At 76.0% G+C, this 16,331-nt stretch carries 15 protein-coding genes and 1 riboswitch; of the genes, 13 read left to right on the top strand and 2 right to left on the bottom strand.

Annotation, left to right across the window (positions count from 1 at the left end; all coding sequences use genetic code 11):
- Positions 1-5: 5 nt before the first annotated feature.
- Positions 6-830 (bottom strand): IclR family transcriptional regulator, encoded by an 825-nt coding sequence (locus ACFP6A_RS08255; protein WP_379603025.1) that lies wholly within the window; start codon positions 828-830, stop codon positions 6-8.
- A gap of 118 nt (positions 831-948) precedes the next feature.
- On the opposite strand from ACFP6A_RS08255, the gene hutH reads away from it, so the two are divergent.
- From hutH to ACFP6A_RS08225, 6 genes are all read left to right on the top strand, one after another.
- Positions 949-2,517: a histidine ammonia-lyase gene (gene hutH / locus ACFP6A_RS08250; protein WP_379603231.1), complete on the top strand. Its 1,569-nt coding sequence runs from the start codon at positions 949-951 to the stop codon at positions 2,515-2,517.
- A 112-nt stretch (positions 2,518-2,629) separates the two neighbouring features.
- The gene (gene hutU / locus ACFP6A_RS08245; protein ID WP_379603024.1) at positions 2,630-4,288 is read left to right on the top strand and encodes a urocanate hydratase; all 1,659 of its coding nucleotides are present in this window, start codon (positions 2,630-2,632) and stop codon (positions 4,286-4,288) included.
- Between the two features lie 23 nt (positions 4,289-4,311).
- Positions 4,312-5,580 carry an allantoate amidohydrolase gene (locus ACFP6A_RS08240; RefSeq protein ID WP_379603230.1) on the top strand — a complete coding sequence of 423 codons (1,269 nt, stop codon included), beginning with the start codon at positions 4,312-4,314 and terminating at the stop codon, positions 5,578-5,580.
- On the top strand, positions 5,577-6,902 hold the full coding sequence (locus ACFP6A_RS08235) for a formimidoylglutamate deiminase (RefSeq protein ID WP_379603023.1): 1,326 nt from the start codon (positions 5,577-5,579) through the stop codon (positions 6,900-6,902). The genes ACFP6A_RS08240 and ACFP6A_RS08235 overlap by 4 nt, the downstream gene beginning before the upstream one ends.
- The gene (gene hutI, locus ACFP6A_RS08230; RefSeq protein ID WP_379603022.1) at positions 6,899-8,044 is read left to right on the top strand and encodes an imidazolonepropionase; all 1,146 of its coding nucleotides are present in this window, start codon (positions 6,899-6,901) and stop codon (positions 8,042-8,044) included. Before ACFP6A_RS08235 ends, hutI begins: the two co-directional genes overlap by 4 nt.
- Positions 8,045-8,080: 36 nt before the next feature.
- A complete protein-coding gene (locus tag ACFP6A_RS08225) occupies positions 8,081-8,224 on the top strand; it encodes a hypothetical protein (RefSeq protein ID WP_379603021.1) in 144 nt (47 codons plus the stop codon).
- Positions 8,225-8,264: 40 nt separating this feature from the next.
- On the opposite strand, the gene ACFP6A_RS08220 is transcribed toward ACFP6A_RS08225, so the two are convergent.
- Positions 8,265-8,534, bottom strand: a complete 270-nt coding sequence (locus tag ACFP6A_RS08220) for a DUF4235 domain-containing protein (RefSeq protein WP_379603020.1) — start codon at positions 8,532-8,534, stop codon at positions 8,265-8,267.
- Between the two features lie 54 nt (positions 8,535-8,588).
- Positions 8,589-8,695, top strand: a riboswitch (TPP riboswitch).
- Between the two features lie 74 nt (positions 8,696-8,769).
- Here ACFP6A_RS08220 and ACFP6A_RS08215 point away from each other — a divergent pair.
- From ACFP6A_RS08215 to ACFP6A_RS08185, 7 genes are all read left to right on the top strand, one after another.
- A complete protein-coding gene (locus ACFP6A_RS08215; protein WP_379603019.1) occupies positions 8,770-9,582 on the top strand; it encodes an ECF transporter S component in 813 nt (270 codons plus the stop codon).
- A complete protein-coding gene (locus ACFP6A_RS08210) occupies positions 9,582-11,171 on the top strand; it encodes an ABC transporter ATP-binding protein (RefSeq protein ID WP_379603018.1) in 1,590 nt (529 codons plus the stop codon). The genes ACFP6A_RS08215 and ACFP6A_RS08210 overlap by 1 nt, the downstream gene beginning before the upstream one ends.
- Positions 11,168-11,977, top strand: coding sequence for an energy-coupling factor transporter transmembrane component T family protein (locus ACFP6A_RS08205; RefSeq protein ID WP_379603017.1), 810 nt, complete (start codon positions 11,168-11,170; stop codon positions 11,975-11,977). Before ACFP6A_RS08210 ends, ACFP6A_RS08205 begins: the two co-directional genes overlap by 4 nt.
- A 186-nt stretch (positions 11,978-12,163) precedes the next feature.
- The gene (gene dnaK, locus ACFP6A_RS08200) at positions 12,164-14,050 is read left to right on the top strand and encodes a molecular chaperone DnaK (protein ID WP_379603016.1); all 1,887 of its coding nucleotides are present in this window, start codon (positions 12,164-12,166) and stop codon (positions 14,048-14,050) included.
- Entirely contained in the window at positions 14,047-14,703 is a 657-nt protein-coding gene (gene grpE / locus ACFP6A_RS08195) for a nucleotide exchange factor GrpE (RefSeq protein WP_379603015.1), read from the top strand. Before dnaK ends, grpE begins: the two co-directional genes overlap by 4 nt.
- A gap of 64 nt (positions 14,704-14,767) precedes the next feature.
- Entirely contained in the window at positions 14,768-15,787 is a 1,020-nt protein-coding gene (locus tag ACFP6A_RS08190; RefSeq protein WP_379603014.1) for a DnaJ C-terminal domain-containing protein, read from the top strand.
- A 3-nt stretch (positions 15,788-15,790) separates the two neighbouring features.
- A complete protein-coding gene (locus tag ACFP6A_RS08185) occupies positions 15,791-16,261 on the top strand; it encodes a heat shock protein transcriptional repressor HspR (RefSeq protein ID WP_379603013.1) in 471 nt (156 codons plus the stop codon).
- Positions 16,262-16,331: the final 70 nt, after the last annotated feature.

Below are 16,331 nucleotides of genomic sequence, written 5' to 3'. Positions count from 1 at the left end.
GGAGTCTACGGACGGGCGACGTCCCCGGGAGGGTGACCTCGCCCACCGATCCTGCGGGTCAGCTCCGCGGCGGCCGCCCGCACCCGGACGACGAGCCCGGCCTCGGCGTCCGCAGTCACCTCGTCGGCCGGGAAGGTGAGGGCCACTCCCGCCACCGGGTGACCGGTGTGGTCGTAGACCGCCGAGGCCACGGACGCGAACCCCGGCGTGACCTCGCCGTCCTCGCGGGCGACGCCGTCGCGCCGGACCGTCACGAGCAGCTGGCGCAGCGCCGACGGCGAGCGCGGTCCGCGGCCGTGCCGGTCGACGAACGCGGCGGCGCCGGGGAACAGGGCGCGGACCTGCCCGGCCGGCAGGGCGGCCAGCACCGCCCGGCCGCTCGCGGTGAGCGGCGCGGGCAGCCGGACGCCGACGTCGGTGACCAGCGGCGGCCGTCCCGGGGCGCGCTCCTCGACGACGTAGACCATCTCGCGGCCGTGCAGCACGGCCAGGTGCGCGGAGTGCCCGGAGGCGTCGACGAGACGGGCGAGCACGGGGCGGGCCAGGCGCGCCAGCGGCTCCTGGCGCAGGTAGGCGGTGCCGATCTCGTACGCGGTCACCCCCAGCCCCCAGCGTCGTTCCTCGGGCAGGTGGACGACGAACCCGTCCCGGGCCAGGACGGTCAGCAGGTGGTACGTGGTCGAGCGCGGCAGCCCGAGGTCCCGCGCGATCGCCGCCGCAGGCACCGGGGCGGCCTGGCTGGCCAGGTGCCGCAGCACGGCCAGGGCCTGCTCGGCGGCCGGGACGCGGCTCGAGCGGCCCCGGGCGTCACGGTGCGCCCTGTCTGACATCCCAGACAGCATCCCACGTCGGCCGGTACCGGCGGGACGCCGCCGGGTGTGCGATGGGCAGGTGAGCGAGGACCAGGTCAGCGGGCACCAGACGAGCAGACACCAGGCGAGCGGACGGGTGGAGCCGCGGCGGGCGAGCGAGCAGGACGTCGTCCGGGTCGGTGTCGGGCCGGTGTCCCCGGCCGAGGTCGTCGCGGTGGCCCGCGGTGACGCCGGTGTGGGGCTGACCGCCGAGGCCGTCACCGCGATCACGCGCAGCCGGACCGTCGTCGAGGACCTCGCCGGCGACACCCGTGCGCACTACGGGGTGTCGACCGGGTTCGGCGCGCTGGCCACCCGGCACATCCCGGTCGAGCTGCGGGCGCAGCTGCAGCGCAGCCTCGTGCGCTCCCACGCCGCGGGGGCCGGCGAGCCGGTCGAGCGGGAGGTCGTCCGGGCGATGATGCTGCTGCGGCTGTCCACGCTGGCCACCGGCCGCACCGGCGTCCGGCTGCAGACCGCGCAGGCCTACGCCGCCCTGCTCACCGCCGGGCTGACCCCCGTCGTGCCCGAGCACGGGTCGCTCGGCTGCTCCGGTGACCTCGCGCCGCTGGCCGCCGTCGCCCTCGCCGTCATGGGTGAGGGAGAGGTCACCGACGCCGACGGCCGCACCCGCCCGGCCGCCGAGGCGCTGCCAGAGCACGGGATCGAGCCGGTCGCCCTCGCCGAGAAGGAAGGCCTGGCGCTCATCAACGGCACCGACGGGATGCTCGGCCAGCTGGTCCTGGCCGCCGAGGACCTGCGCCGGCTGCTGCGCACCGCGGACGTCGCCGCCGCGATGAGCGTCGAGGCGCTGCTGGGCACCGACGCGGTGTTCGCCGCGGACCTGCAGGCGCTGCGTCCGCACCCCGGCCAGGCGGACGCCGCGGCGAACCTGCGCGCCGTCCTCGCCGGGTCAGGGGTGATGGCCAGCCACCGGGACCCGTTCGAGTGCACCCGGGTGCAGGACGCGTACTCCCTGCGCTGCGCCCCCCAGGTGCACGGCGCCGCGCGGGACACCCTCGCCCACGCCGAGGCCGTCGCCGGCCGGGAACTGGCCAGCGCCGTCGACAACCCGGTCGTCACCGTCGACGGGCGGGTGGAGTCCAACGGCAACTTCCACGGCGCCCCCGTCGGGTACGTGCTGGACTTCCTCGCCGTCGCGGTCGCCGACGTCGCGAGCATGAGCGAGCGGCGCACCGACCGGTTCCTCGACCGGGCCCGCAACGGGGGCCTGCCGCCGTTCCTCGCCGACGACGCCGGGGTCGACTCGGGCCTCATGATCGCCCAGTACACGGCCGCCGGCGTCGTCAGCGAGCTCAAGCGGCTCGCCGTCCCGGCCAGCGTCGACTCCATCCCCTCCTCGGCGATGCAGGAGGACCACGTGTCGATGGGGTGGTCGGCGGCCCGCAAGCTGCGCCGGGCGCTCGACGGTCTCACCCAGGTGCTCGCCGTCGAGGTGCTCACCGCCGCCCGGGCCCTGGAGCTGCGCGCCCCGCTCGAGCCGGCCCCCGCGACCGCCGCCGTGCTGCGCGCCGTCCGGGCCGCCGGGGCCGGCGGACCTGGACCGGACCGCCACCTGGCGCCCGAGATCGCCGCCGTCGCCCGCGCCGTCCGGGACGGCACCGTCGTCGCCGCCGCCGAGACCGTCACCGGACCCCTCCACTGACCCGACCTCCTGCCCCACCGACCCGATCTCTGGAGGGTTTCCGGGCTCTCGAAGCCCGGCCAGACCCCGGAAAGCCTCCAGAGAACGCAAGCGAAAGGACCGTGAGCACGACATGGACGGAGCACGACCGGTCCGCGCGCCGCGCGGCACGACGCTGACCGCCCGCAGCTGGCAGACCGAGGCGCCGTTGCGGATGCTGATGAACAACCTCGACCCGGAGGTGGCCGAGCGCCCCGACGACCTCGTCGTCTACGGCGGCACCGGCCGCGCCGCCCGCGACTGGGCCAGCTTCGACGCGATGGTGCGCACCCTGACCACCCTCGCGGACGACGAGACGATGCTCGTGCAGTCCGGCCGGCCGGTCGGCGTCCTGCGCACCCACGAGTGGGCCCCGCGGGTGCTGATCGCCAACGCCAACCTGGTGGGCGACTGGGCGACCTGGCCGGAGTTCCGCCGGCTGGAGCACCTGGGCCTGACGATGTACGGCCAGATGACCGCGGGGTCGTGGATCTACATCGGCACCCAGGGCATCCTCCAGGGCACCTACGAGACGTTCGCCGCGGTCGCGGAGAAGAGGTTCGGCGGCACCCTGGCCGGCACCCTGACGCTGACCGGCGGCTGCGGCGGGATGGGCGGTGCGCAACCACTGGCCGTCACCCTGAACGGCGGCGTCTGCCTCGTCGTCGACGTCGACCCGGCGCGGCTTCGGCGCCGCGTCGAGCACCGCTACCTCGACGAGATGACCGACGACCTCGACGTCGCCGTCCAGCGGTGCCTGGCCGCCAAGCGCGAGCGGCGCGCCCTGTCCGTCGGGCTCGTCGGCAACGCCGCCACCGTGGTCCCGGAGCTGCTGCGCCGTGGGGTCGAGGTCGACATCGTCACCGACCAGACCAGCGCGCACGACCCGCTGAGCTACCTGCCCGAGGACGTCGACCTCGCCGACTGGCACGACTACGCCGAGGCCAAGCCCGAGGAGTTCACCGACCGGGCGCGCGCCTCGATGGCCAAGCACGTCGAGGCGATGGTCGGGTTCATGGACGCCGGCGCCGAGGTCTTCGACTACGGCAACTCGATCCGCGACGAGGCCCGCCTCGGCGGCTTCGAGCGCGCCTTCGCGTTCCCCGGTTTCGTCCCGGCGTACATCCGGCCGCTGTTCTGCGAGGGCAAGGGCCCGTTCCGGTGGGCGGCGCTGTCCGGTGACCCGGCCGACATCGCCGCCACCGACCGCGCCGTCCTGGACCTGTTCGGGGACGACGAGAAGCTGGCCCGGTGGATCCGCGCGGCCGGCGAGAAGGTCGCCTTCCAGGGCCTGCCGGCGCGGATCTGCTGGCTGGGCTACGGGGAGCGGCACCTGGCGGGTCTGCGGTTCAACGAGATGGTCGCCTCCGGGGAGCTGTCCGCCCCGGTCGTCATCGGCCGCGACCACCTCGACGCCGGCTCCGTCGCCTCCCCCTACCGGGAGACCGAGGCGATGGCCGACGGCTCCGACGCGATCGCGGACTGGCCGCTGCTCAACGCCCTGGTCAACACGGCGTCCGGGGCGACGTGGGTGTCGATCCACCACGGCGGCGGCGTCGGCATCGGACGGTCCATCCACGCCGGGCAGGTCACCGTCGCCGACGGCACCCCGCTCGCGGCGCTCAAGCTCGAGCGGGTGCTGACGAACGACCCGGGCACCGGTGTGCTCCGGCACGTCGACGCCGGGTACCAGGCCGCCGAGCGGGTCGCGGCCGAGCGGGGGGTGCGGGTGCCGATGCGGGAGACGCCGTGACCGGACCCGATCCCCTGGCCGCGATGTGGGCGGACCTCGAACCGGTGGGCCGCGACCGGCGGACCGGCGGCTACCGCCGGTTCGCCTGGACCGCCGAGGACGCCGAGCTGCGCGCGTGGTTCACCGACCAGGCCCGGCGCCGCGGCCTGGACGTCACCGGGGACCGGGCCGGCAACCTGTGGGCGTGGTGGGGTGACCCGGACGCCGCGGCGGACGCCGGCCGGCCCGGCGTCGTCCTCGGCTCGCACCTGGACTCGGTACCCGACGGCGGCGCGTTCGACGGCCCGCTCGGCGTCCTCAGCGCGTTCGCCGCGCTCGACCGGCTGCGCTCGGACGGCTGGACGCCGGACCGCCCGGTCGCGGTCGCGTGCTTCGCCGACGAGGAGGGCGCCCGGTTCGGCGTCGCCTGCGCCGGGTCCCGGGTGCTCACCGGGGCGCTGCACCCCGACCGGGCCCGGGGGCTCACCGACGCCGACGGCACGACCTGGGCGCAGGCCGCCGCCGCGCACGGCGTGGACGTCGCCGCCCTCGGCCGCGACGAGCAGGCCCTGCGGCGGGTCGGGGTGTTCGTCGAGCTGCACGTCGAGCAGGGCCGCCACCTCGCCGACCTGGACGACGCCCCGGTCGGGGTGGCCGGCGCGATCTGGCCGCACGGGCGGTGGCGGTTCGACCTGCCCGGCCGCGCCGACCACGCCGGCACCACCCGGCTCGCCGACCGGGACGACCCGATGCTGCGGCTTGCCGCCGCCGTCACCACGGCCCGGGCCGCCGCCGAGCGGCACGCGGCCCTGGCCACCGTCGCCCGGGTGCGGGTGGAGCCCAACGGGGTGAACGCGATCCCGTCGGCGGTCACCGCCTGGCTGGACGCCCGCGGCCCGGACGCCGACGCCGTCCGCCGGGTCGTCGCGGACGTCGCGAGCGCGGCCGGGGCCGGCCCGGTCGAGGAGTCCTGGACGCCGCCGACCACGTTCCCCGTCCGGCTGCGCGACGAGCTGGCCGCCGTCGTCGGCCGGACCCACGGGGACGGCCGGCCGGCCCCGGTGCTGGCCACCGGCGCCGGGCACGACGCCGGGATCCTCGCCGCCGCCGGGGTGCCCGCCGCGATGCTGTTCGTCCGCAACCCCACCGGTGTGTCCCACTCACCCGCCGAGCACGCCGAGCCGCAGGACTGCCGGGCGGGCGTGCAGGCCCTCGCCGCCGTCCTGCGCCACCTGGCCGGGGACAGTCACCTGGTCGGGGACAGCCACGCCGCCGGGCAGCGCGGCCGACCGGACGACGGTGGTGCCCGGTGACGGCGTTCTGGTGCGAGCGCGCCTGGCTCACCGACGGCGTCCGGGACGCCGTCCGGGTGCAGACGGACGCCGGCCGGGTCACGGCCGTCACCACCGGGGCACCCGCCCGCCCCGGCGACGTCCGGCTGACCGGGCTCGTCCTGCCCGGCCTGGCCAACGCGCACAGCCACGCGTTCCACCGGGCCCTGCGCGGACGCACCCACGACGGCGGCGGCACGTTCTGGACGTGGCGGGAGCGGATGTACGCGGTCGCCCGCCGGCTCGACCCGGACTCCTACCTCGCCCTCGCCCGCGCCGTCTACGCCGAGATGTCCCTGGCCGGGGTCACCGCGGTGGGGGAGTTCCACTACCTGCACCACCCCGGCGGCGGCCGCCGCTACGCCGACCCGAACGCGATGGGGGAGGCGCTGCGCCAGGCCGCCCGTGACGCCGGCGTCCGGCTCACCCTGCTCGACACCGTCTACCTCGCCGGCGGGCTGGGCGACGACGGGTACCTCCCCCTCGACGAGGTGCAGCAGCGGTTCTCCGACGGTGACGTCGACGCCTGGGCGGCCCGGGTCGCCGACCTGCCCGGCGACGAGGACACCGTCGTGGGGGCCGCCGTGCACTCGGTGCGCGCCGTCCCCGCCGACCGGCTCGCCGCCGTCGCCGAGGCGGCCGCCGGCCGCCCGCTGCACGTGCACCTGTCCGAGCAGCCGGCCGAGAACGACGCCTGCCGCGCCGCGCACGGCCGCACCCCGACCGCTCTGCTCGCCGACCACGGCGTCCTGGGCCCGCGGACCACGGCCGTGCACGCCACCCACCTGAGCGTCGCCGACGTCGCGGCCCTGGGGGCCAGCGGCACGGCCGTGTGCGTGTGCCCGAGCACGGAGGCCGACCTCGCCGACGGGATCGGCCCGGCCCGCCGGCTCGCCGACGCGGGGTCGCCGCTGTGCCTGGGCAGCGACCAGCACGTGCTCGTCGACCTGCTCGCCGAGGCCCGGCTGCTCGAGGCCCACGAGCGGCTGGCCGCCGGTCAGCGCGGCCGGTTCACCCCCGGCGAGCTGGTCGCCGCGCTCACCGCCGACGGGCACGCGGCCCTGGGCCGTCCGGACGCGGGCCGGATCGCCGTCGGTGCGCCCGCCGACCTGCTCGCCGTCCGGCTGGACACCGTCCGTACCGCCGGCGCCGACCCGGAGCAGGCCGTGCTCGTGGCCGGCGCCCCCGACGTCGACACCGTCGTCGTCGGCGGGCAGGTCGTCGTCGAGGGCGGCCGGCACCGGCTCGGGGACGTGGCCGCGCTGCTCGCCGGCGCCGTCGCACCGCTGTGGGAGGACCGATGAGCACGCTGGTCACCGGCGTCGCCGAGCTCGTCACCCAGGACGCCTCGCTCGGCACCCTCACCGACGCCGCCCTCGTCGTCGACGCCGGGCGGGTCGCGTGGGTGGGTCCGGCGTCCCGTGCCCCGGACGCCGACGAGCGGGTGGACGTCGGTGGCCGGGCCGTCGTCCCCGGGTTCGTCGACTCCCACACCCACCTCGTGTTCGCCGGGGACCGCTCGGCCGAGTTCGCCGCCCGGATGCGCGGTGAGCGGTACGACGGCGGCGGCATCGCCTCCACCGTGGCCGCCACCCGGGCGGCCGGTGAGGAGGAGCTGCGCGTCCGGCTGCAGGGCCTCGTCACCGAGATGCGCCGGCAGGGCACGACGACCGTCGAGGTCAAGAGCGGCTACGGGCTGACGACCGCCGACGAGGTCCGGGCGCTGCGGCTCGCCCGGGAGGTGACGCCGGAGACGACGTTCCTGGGCGCCCACGTCGTCCCGCCGGAGCTGGCCGGCCGGCGCGAGGAGTACCTCGCCCTCGTCACCGGCGACATGCTCGCCGCCTGCGCGCCGCACGCCCGGTGGGTGGACGTGTTCTGCGAGCCGTCGTCCGCGCACGCCTTCGACGCCGAGGAGTCCCGGGCCGTGCTGCAGGCGGGCCGGGCCGCCGGGCTCGGGCTGCGGGTGCACGCCAACCAGCTCGGCCACGGCCCGGGGGTGCGGCTCGCGGTCGAGCTGGGGGCCGCCAGCGCCGACCACTGCACGTACCTGTCCGCCGCCGACGTCGACGCCCTGGCCGGGTCGGCCACGGTCGCGACCCTGCTGCCCGGGGTGGAGTTCTCCACCCGCTCGCCGTACCCGGACGCCCGCCGGCTGCTGGACGCCGGGGTGGTCGTCGCGCTCGCGACCGACTGCAACCCGGGCACGTCGTTCACCTCCTCGATGCCGCTGTGCATCGCGCTCGCCGTCCGGGAGATGGCGATGACGCCGAGCGAGGCGCTGTGGGCGGCCACCGCAGGCGGGGCCAGGGCCTTGCGCCGGGACGACGTCGGGCACCTCGGCGTCGGCGCCCGGGCCGACCTCGTCGTCCTGGACGCGCCGAGCCACCTGCACCTCGCCTACCGCCCCGGCGTCCCGCTGGCCACCCCCCTGCTCGGGCCGTGACGGCGCTGCGGCGGCGGGCCGTGGGAGGATGCCGAGGTGCTGCGTGCCCTGCGTCGACCGCGTCCGGGGGAGCCGTCGCTGCTGGTCCGGGCGCTCGCCGTGCTCGTCGTCGTCGGGATGGTGCTGGCCGCGGCGCCGGTACTCGTCCCGGTGCTGCGCTGGGTGGTCTCCCTGTTCTGAGTCTCTCCCCGGATTCTGAGTCTCGTCGGGACGCCCAGGGTCAGCCGACCTCCTCCAGCCCCTTCGGCAGGTGCCCGGTGGACTTGCGGTAGTAGTCGGCCGCCTTGCGGGTGGCGAGCATCCGGGCCAGGCCGACCAGGGCCCCTGACGCGGCCGCCCAGGCCACCGCCTCCTGCCACGACGTCGTCGGGGACTCGGGGTTGTTCGGCGGCTGGTGGCCGGTGCCCTTCACCCAGGCGGTCGAGAGCACCTTGCGGGCTGCGACGCCGGCGAGGACCGCGGACAGCAGACCCATGAGCTTCCACATCATGGGGCCACGGTGCCGCAGGCCTGCCCGGCCGGCAACCGGCGGTGTAGCGTGGACGGCGTACGACAGGGGAGCGCCGAGAGGCGCTGAGAGTGCGGACCCTCCGCAGACCCTTCGAACCTGAGCCGGTTAGCACCGGTGGAGGGAGTCGGGCATCTCGAGCAACCCCGCCGTCGCGGGCTCCTGCCCGCCGCCGGCGGGCGCGTTCCCCCTCCTGTGACCCACGGGAGGACACTCGATGAGCACCACGCACGACCGGCGCCGCGACCCGCGGGCGCCGCAGGACGACCCCAGCGGGCTGCGGCCCGCGACCGTCGTCGCCGTCCTCGCCGGCGCCCTGCTGTGCGCCGTCATCTGGGCCGTCGGCCTGCCGGAGGACCGGGCCCTGTTCGGCACCCCGCTGTCCGACCTGACCGTCCCGGCGGCCCTGCTCGCCGTCCTCGTCGGCGCCTGGCTGGCGGGCTGGACCTCCGCTCCCCGCCCGCGGTGGCGGGTGGTCGACATCGTCGTCGCCAGCGTCCTGGGCGTGGCCGGCGGGTTCCTGTTCGTGGCGTGGAACGCCGGCTGGGAGCCGATCTCCCGGGCGCTGGCGTTCTTCCCGCCGGCGTCCGGTCTGCTCGTCGGTGTCTGGCTGCTGCCCGCGGTCCTCGGCGCCCTCGTCGTCCGCCGCCCCGGTGCCGCGGTCTACACCGAGCTCGTCGCGGCCACGGTCAGCGCGCTCGTCGGCAACCAGTGGGGCTTCGCGACCGTCTGGTACGGCCTGCTCGAGGGCCTCGGCCCGGAGGTCGTGTTCGCGCTGCTGCTCTACCGCCGGTGGGGGCTGCCGACCGCGCTGCTGGCCGGCGCCGCCGCCGGCGTCGTCGTCGGCCTGCTCGACTCCTTCGTCTACTACCCGGAGTTCAGCGCCGCCTACAAGCTCGTCTACACCGGGTTGACGACGGTGTCCGGCGTGGTCATCGCCGGGCTGGGTGGGTGGCTGCTCACCCGTGCGCTGGCCGCCACCGGGGCGCTCGCGCCGCTGGCGTCGGGCCGGGACGCCGAGCGCGTCTGATGCCCTCGATCCGCGCCCGTGGCTGGGGGTGGCGGCACCCCGGCCGCCGAGCCTGGGCGCTGCGCGGGGTCGACCTGGACGTCGCGGACGGCGAGCGGGTGCTCCTGCTGGGTCCCAGCGGGGCCGGCAAGTCGACCCTGCTCGCCGGCATCGCCGGCCTGCTCGACACCGGACCCGACACCGGCGGGGACGCCGAGGGCGAGCTGCTCGTCGACGGCGTCCCGGCCGGGCAGGCCCGGGTCCGCGCGGTCGAGGCCGGCCGCGGACTGGCACCGACGGGGCTGCTGCTGCAGGACCCGCAGGCGCAGACGGTGCTGGCCCGCTGCGGCGACGACGTCGCCTTCGGCCTGGAGAACCACGGCGTCCCGCGCGAGGAGATCTGGCCGCGGGTTCGCCGCGCCCTGGACGACGTGGGGCTCGGTGTCGCCCTCGACCGGCCCACGGCCCGGCTGTCCGGGGGGCAGCGGCAGCGTCTCGCGCTCGCCGGGGTGCTGGCGCTGCGACCCGGCGTGCTGCTGCTCGACGAGCCGACCGCGATGCTCGACCCGGACGGCGCCGCAGGTCTGCGCCGGGTGGTCGCCGACCAGCTCGCCGCCACCGGCGCCACCGCCGTGGTCGTCGAGCACCGGGTGCAGGAGTGGCTCGACGTCGTCGACCGCGTCGTCGTGCTCGAACCGGGCGGCGGCGTCGTGGCCGACGGTCCCGCCGCGCGGGTCCTCGCCGAGCACGGCGAGCGTCTCGCCGCCGCCGGCGTCTGGGTGCCCGGCCGCCACCCGCTGCGGCTGGGTGCTGCCGGTGCTGCCGGTGCTGCCGGTGCTGCGAGCCCTGCCGGCCCTGCCGGCCCGGCCTGTCCGCCCGCGGCCTCGGGTGCGGCGTCCGGGCCGGTGCTGCTGCGCGCGGAGGGGCTCGCCGTGCACCGGCGCGGCCTGCCCGCGCCGGTGCTCACCGACGTCGACCTGACCCTGCGGGCCGGCCGGGGCGCCGCCCTCGTCGGACCGAACGGCTCCGGCAAGTCGACCCTCGCGCTGGCCCTCGGTGGCCTGGTGCGCCCCGGCGCCGGCCGGGTGCGGGCCGAGCCGCCCCTGGCCGACGGGGCCGCGGAGCAGCCGTACCGGTGGCGGCCGCGCGAGCTCGTCGCCCGGATCGGGTCGGTGTTCCAGGACCCTCGCCATCAGCTCGTCGCGACCACCGTCACCGAGGAGCTCGCGGTCGGACCGCGACGGCTCCGGCTGCCCGAGGACGTCGTCCGGGCCCGGGTGGACGAGCTGCTCGAGCGGCTGCGGCTGACCCACCTGGCGCGCGCCAACCCGTTCACGCTGTCCGGCGGGGAGCAGCGCCGGCTGTCCGTGGCCACCGCGCTGGCCACCCGCCCGCGGCTGCTCGTCCTGGACGAGCCGACGTTCGGGCAGGACGCCCGCACCTGGGCCGAGCTCGTCGGTCTGCTCGGCGACCTGCTCGCCGCCGGGACCGGCCTGGTCACCGCGACCCACGACGAGGAGCTCGTCGCCGCGCTGGCCGGCGACGTCTGGCGGGTGGGCGCAGGCGTCGTCCGCTCGCAGGTCCCCGCCGCGACGGCGGCGGCCCGGTGAGCGCCGTCGACCTCGGTGCCGGCGCGGCCGCCGCCGACCGGACCGCGCCGGTGGCTCGCGCCAACCCCGTCGCCAAGCTGGCCGTCGCCACCGTGCTGTCGTTCGGCCTGCTGCTCACCGTCGACGTCGTCACCGCCGGGACGGCGCTGCTGCTCGAGGTGCTCCTCCTCCCGCTGGCCGGGATGGGCCCGCTGGCCCTGGCCCGGCGCGGCTGGATCGTCCTGGTCGCCGCGGTGCCGGCCGCCGTCGTCACCGCCTGGTTCGGGGTCGACTCCGGCGCCGTGCTCCTGGGACTGGGGCCGGTGACCGTCACCGAGGGGTCGCTGACGGCCGGTGCCGCGATCGGGCTGCGGATCCTGGCGATCGGTCTGCCGGGCGTCGTCCTGCTGGCGACCACGGACCCCACCGAGCTCGCCGACGCCCTCGGCCAGGTGCTCCGGCTGCCGCACCGCTTCGTCCTCGCCGCGCTGGCCGCGATGCGGCTGCTCGGCGTGCTCGCGGAGGAGTGGCAGCAGCTGTCCCTGGCCCGCCGTGCCCGCGGACTCGGCGACGACCGGCTGCTCGGCCGGCTGCGCACCGCGCTCGGCCAGGTCTTCGCCCTGCTCGTGCTGTCGATCCGCCGGGCCACGACGCTCGCCACCGCGATGGAGGCGCGCGGCTTCGGGGTCTCCACCCAGCGGACCTGGGCCCGACCGAGCCGGCTGCACGCCGGGGACCTCCTCGTCGTCCTCGGCGGCGTCCTCGTCGTCGCGGCCGCGACCGCCGCCGGAGTTCTCGCCGGGACCTGGGAGCTCGTCCTGGCCTGACGGCCCCGGCGCCAGGTCCGGGAATGCGGCCGTCCACGCCGTAGTTGAGCCCAGCAGGCTCAGGTTTGGACAGCCGGATTTGACACCGGATCGGCAGGGACCAGACTTGAGTGAGGACGACTCAAGGCAGCTCGACCGCCCCGGCCCGGGTCGGAGGGCGCCGCAGACGCGAAGGAGAGCACATCCATGGCACGAGCGGTCGGTATCGACCTCGGCACGACCAACTCCGTGGTCGCCGTCCTCGAGGGCGGCGAGCCCACCGTCATCGCGAACGCCGAGGGCGGCCGGACCACGCCGTCCGTCGTCGCGTTCGCCAAGTCCGGCGAGCCGCTCGTGGGCGAGATCGCCAAGCGGCAGGCCGTGACCAACGTCGAGCGGACCATCCGGTCGGTCAAGCGCCACATGGGTACCGACTGGACGGTCGAGATCGACGGCAAGAAGTACACCCCGCAGGAGATCTCGGCCCGGATCCTGCAGAAGCTCAAGCGGGACGCCGAGGCCTACCTCGGCGAACAGGTCACCGACGCGGTCATCACGGTGCCCGCGTACTTCAACGACGCCCAGCGGCAGGCGACCAAGGAGGCCGGGGACATCGCGGGCCTGAACGTCCTGCGGATCATCAACGAGCCCACCGCCGCGGCGCTCGCCTACGGCCTCGACAAGGGCAAGGAGGACGAGCTCATCCTCGTCTTCGACCTCGGCGGCGGCACCTTCGACGTCTCGCTGCTCGAGGTGGGCAAGGACGCCGAGGACGGCTTCTCCACCATCCAGGTGCGGGCGACCAGCGGTGACAACCACCTCGGCGGCGACGACTGGGACCAGCGGATCGTGGACTGGCTGGTCGACCGGGTGAAGAACACGGCCGGCGTCGACCTGTCCAAGGACAAGATCGCCATGCAGCGTCTCCGGGAGGCAGCCGAGCAGGCCAAGAAGGAGCTGTCCTCGGCGACGAGCACGAGCATCAGCCTGCAGTACCTGTCGATGACCGAGAACGGTCCGGTGCACCTGGACGAGAAGCTCACCCGGGCGCAGTTCGAGCAGATGACCGCTGACCTGCTGGAGCGGACCAAGGAGCCGTTCCGCAACGTCATCAAGGACGCCGACATCACGGTCTCCGACATCGACCACGTCGTGCTCGTCGGTGGCTCCACCCGGATGCCCGCCGTCGCCGACGTCGTCCGCGAGCTGACCGGCGGCAAGGAGCCGAACAAGGGCGTCAACCCTGACGAGGTCGTCGCCGTCGGCGCCGCGCTCCAGGCCGGGGTGCTCAAGGGCGAGCGCAAGGACGTGCTGCTCATCGACGTCACGCCGCTGTCCCTCGGCATCGAGACCAAGGGCGGCATCATGACGAAGCTGATCGAGCGGAACACGGCCATCCCCACGAAGCGGTCCGAGGTCTTCACCACCGCCGAGGACAACCAGCCCAGCGTGCTCATCCAGGTGTTCCAGGGCGAGCGCGAGGTGGCGGCGCACAACAAGCCGCTGGGCACCTTCGAGCTGACCGGCATCGCGCCGGCGCCGCGGGGGGTGCCGCAGATCGAGGTCACCTTCGACATCGACGCCAACGGCATCGTCCACGTCTCGGCGAAGGACCGCGGCACCGGCAAGGAGCAGTCGATGACGATCTCCGGCGGCAGCGCGCTGCCCAAGGAGGAGATCGAGCGGATGATCCGGGACGCCGAGCAGCACGCCGAGGAGGACCGCCGGCGGCGCGAGGAGGCCGAGACCCGCAACGCCGCCGAGCAGCTGGTCTACTCGACCGAGAAGTTCCTCTCGGACAACGAGGACAAGCTGCCCGAGGACGGCCGCGCCGAGGTGCGCACCGCCATCGACGACCTGAAGAAGGCGCTCGAGGGCGAGGACATCGAGGCGGTCAAGTCCAAGCAGGAGGCGCTCGCTGCCGCAAGCCAGAAGCTGGGCTCCGCGATGTACGAGCAGTCGCAGACCGCCGACCAGGCGGGTGCCGGCGCGGCCGGCGCCGGTGCCGCCGGCGGAGCGGCCGCAGGGTCGCAGGGCGGCGGTGACGAGGACGTCGTGGACGCCGAGGTCATCGACGAGGACGAGAACAAGTGACGGACCAGGTACCCGACCCGACCCGACAGGTCGACGTCGAGGGCGCGGACGGCGAGACCCAGCAGGGTCCCGTCGTCCGCGACCGGCGGCGCCTCGACCCCGAGACCGGTCAGGTGCGTCAGCACCCGGACGACGCTGGCGCCGGTGCGCCGGACGCCGCCGCCGGGGGGACCGCCGGCGACGGGACGCAGGCCGAACAGGCGGGGCAGGGCGCGCAGGCTGAGCAGGGCGCGCAGGCTGAGCTCGTCGAGGAGCTGCGCGGCGACCTGCAGCGGCTGCAGGCGGAGTACGTCAACTACCGGCGCCGGGTGGACCGGGACCGGGACGTGGCCCGGGACGCCGGGGTGGCCGACGTCCTGGAGGCGCTGTTCCCGGTGCTGGACGACCTGTACTTCGCCCGCGAGCACGGCGAGCTGACCGACGGCCCGTTCGCCGCCATCGCGGACAAGCTGCACGCCGTCCTGGCCCGGTTCGGCCTCGAGCAGTACGGCTCCGTCGGCGAGCCGTTCGACCCGGCTGTGCACGAGGCGCTCATGCACAGCCACTCGGCGGAGGTCACCGAGACCACCGTCGTCCAGGTGCTGCAGCCCGGCTACCGGCAGGGTGCGCGGGTGCTGCGGCCGGCCCGCGTCGGGGTCGCCGACCCCGAGTGAGCCACCCGTGTGACGCAGGACGAGACAGAGCAGGACGAGACAGAACGGAGAGGAGGGAGCGGCGATGACCGGCCAGGACTGGCTGGAGAAGGACTTCTACGCGACGCTCGGCGTCGCCAAGGACGCCTCTCCGGCCGACATCAAGAAGGCCTACCGCAAGCTCGCCCGCACCCTCCACCCCGACGCCAACCCCGGCGACTCGCAGGCCGAGCAGCGGTTCAAGGAGGTCGGCGAGGCCTACGCGGTGCTCTCCGACCCCGAGAAGCGCGAGCAGTACGACGCCGTCCGCGCGATGGCCGGCGGGGCCCGGTTCACCGCGGGCACCGGCGGCTCGGCCGGGGGCTTCGAGGACCTGTTCGGCGGCCTGTTCGGTCAGCACGCCGGCGGGGGCCAGCGGGTGCGGTTCACCACCAGCGCCCCAGGCGGGGGCGGGGTGCCGCCGAACCTCGAGGACCTGCTCGGCGGGGTGTTCGGCGGCGGTGGCGCCGGCTACGGCGGGTACCGCGCCCCCCGGGGACCGCGGCGCGGCGCCGACGTCCAGGCCACGACGACCTTGCCGTTCACCGACGCGGTGCACGGGGCCACCGTGACCCTGCGCACCGCCGACGGCCGGACCGTCACCGCCCGCATCCCCTCCGGGGTGCGTGACGGGCAGCGGATCCGGTTGCGCGGCAAGGGTGAGCCGGGTGAGGCCGGAGCGCCCGCCGGAGACCTCGTCATCACCGTCGAGGTCGCCCCGCACCCGGTGTTCGAGCGCGACGGGGACGACCTGCGCGTCACCGTGCCGGTGTCCTTCCCGGAGGCCGCGCTCGGCGCGGAGATCCCGGTGCCGACCCTTGACGGCGGGACCGTGCGGGTCAAGGTCCCGGCCGGGACGCCGTCCGGGCGCACCCTGCGGGTCCGGGGCCGCGGCGTCCGGACCGCCAAGGGCACCGGCGACCTGCTCGTGACCGTCCAGGTGGCGGTGCCGCGCCGGCTGGACGGCGAGGCCCGTCGGGCAACCGAGGCGCTGCGCGACGCGCTGGCCGGTGAGGACCCGCGCGCTGACCTGATGGCTCGGGCGGCGCGCGCGGCGAGGGGGTGAGCCGTGCCGGGGCGGGAGCGCGCAGAACGCCGGCCGGACCGGTTCGACCCGGACGCGCCGGTGTTCGTCATCTCGGTGGCCGCCGAGCTCGCCGGCATGCACCCGCAGACCCTGCGCCAGTACGACCGGCTGGGACTGGTCCGGCCCCGGCGCACCGCGGGCCGGGGCCGGCGCTACTCGGCTCGTGACGTGGCGCTGCTGCGCGAGGTGCAGCGGCTGTCCCAGGAGGAGGGCGTCAACCTCGCCGGGATCAAGCGGATCCTGGAGCTCGAGCAGCAGGTCGGCGCGCTGTCCCGTCGGGTCGCCGAGCTGAGCGAGGAGCTGGACGGCGCGCTGGCCGAGCTGCAGCGCAGCCGCCGGGTGTTCGCCGCCGGGCCGGCCGGTGAGGTGGTCGCGGTGCCACGCGGTCGCCGCCCGGAGCGGTCCGTGCTGCGGACCGAGTCGGCCCTCGTCCTGTGGCGCCCCCGGCCCTGACTCTCCCCACGTCGTGCGGGCTTGACGTGGAGTGAGGGGGTCCCCGCCCCACGTCGTGCGGGCTTCACGC

Origin of the sequence: Quadrisphaera sp. GCM10027208, assembly GCF_042658805.1 — a bacterium.
Taxonomy (GTDB): domain Bacteria; phylum Actinomycetota; class Actinomycetes; order Actinomycetales; family SCSIO-59966; genus SCSIO-59966.
This window is presented reverse-complemented; position numbering and strand designations above follow the sequence as displayed.